Raw genomic sequence first — 1,369 nt, forward strand, 5'->3', positions numbered from 1 at the left:
AGGACGAGGACGCCGAGGCCGGGACCGTCGAGGACGCGAGCGCCGCGGGTGCGCGTACCCACGAGGTCGACCTGGCCCGCAGCGGCGGCCCGGCGGACGCGACGGGCGTCGTGTCGACGGGCGCCGCCGTGCCGCGCGTGGACGAGGAGCCGGCCGAGCCGACGCCGCCCACCACCCGGCGGCGTCGTGCCGCGCTCTCCGCGCCGACCGTCCTGTTCATGGCGCCGCAGCCCGACGAGGCGCCCGCCGTCCAGGTCACGTACCCGGCGGCGGAGGAGCCGATCGAGGAAGCGGTCGAGACCGGCCGGCGCCGCCGTCGCGCCCGCCGGGAGGTCGAGCCGGTCGAGGCCGAGGCCGAGCCGGAGGTCGTCGAGGAGGAGCCGGCCGCCGAGGCCGAGGAGTCCGCCGAGATCGACGAGGACGACGAGACGGCCGCCGGCCGGCGGCGGCGTCGCCGGGGTCGCCGGGGCCGGGGCCGGGGCAAGGGTGGCGCCGACGAGGCCGACGACGAGGACGTCGAGGAGCCCGCCGCGGCCGAGACCGCCGAGGACGAGACCGAGGAGTCCGCCGAGGACGAGGAGCCCGACGGCGAGGGGATGACCCGCCGCCGTCGCCGCCGTCGCCGCCGCGGCGCGGGGGAGGCGGACACCGCCGCCGAGGACGGCGTGCCCACCGTCGTCAAGATCCGTGAGCCGCGCAAGCCGGTCGACGAGGTGCAGGGCGTCTCCGGCTCGACCCGGCTGGAGGCCAAGCGGCAGCGCCGCCGGGACGGCCGCGAGCAGCGGCGTACCCGGCCGCCGATCCTGAGCGAGTCGGAGTTCCTGGCCCGCCGTGAGGCGGTCGACCGGGTGATGGTGGTCCGCCAGCGCGGCGACCGCACCCAGATCGCCGTGCTCGAGGACGGCGTGCTGGTCGAGCACTACGTGACCCGCAACTCGTCCGCCACCATGGCCGGCAACGTCTACCTGGGCAAGGTCCAGAACGTGCTGCCGAGCATGGAGGCCGCCTTCGTCGACATCGGGCGCGGGCGCAACGCGGTGCTGTACGCCGGCGAGGTCAACTGGGACGCCACCGGCCTGGAGGGCCGGGCGCGCTCGATCGAGCAGGCGCTGCGCTCCGGCGACTCGGTGCTCGTGCAGGTGACCAAGGACCCGATCGGGCACAAGGGCGCGCGGCTGACCAGTCACATCGCGCTCTCCGGCCGGCACCTGGTCTACGTGCCGAACGGCAACGCCTCCGGCATCAGCCGCAAGCTGCCCGACACCGAGCGTAAGCGGCTGCGGGACGCGCTGAAGAAGCTGGTGCCGGACGGCGCCGGGGTGATCGTCCGGACCGCGGCCGAGGGCGCCAGCGAGGACGAGCTGGCGCG

General features: G+C 76.6%; 1 protein-coding gene. It reads left to right on the forward strand.

Features of this window, described 5'->3' with window-relative positions:
* Positions 1-1,369: ribonuclease E/G (locus KBX39_RS31240; protein WP_247660794.1), on the forward strand; the 1,369-nt coding region annotated here is incomplete at both ends.

The organism is Micromonospora sp. D75 (assembly GCF_018070405.1).
GTDB classification, from domain to species: Bacteria; Actinomycetota; Actinomycetes; order Mycobacteriales; family Micromonosporaceae; genus Micromonospora; species Micromonospora chalcea.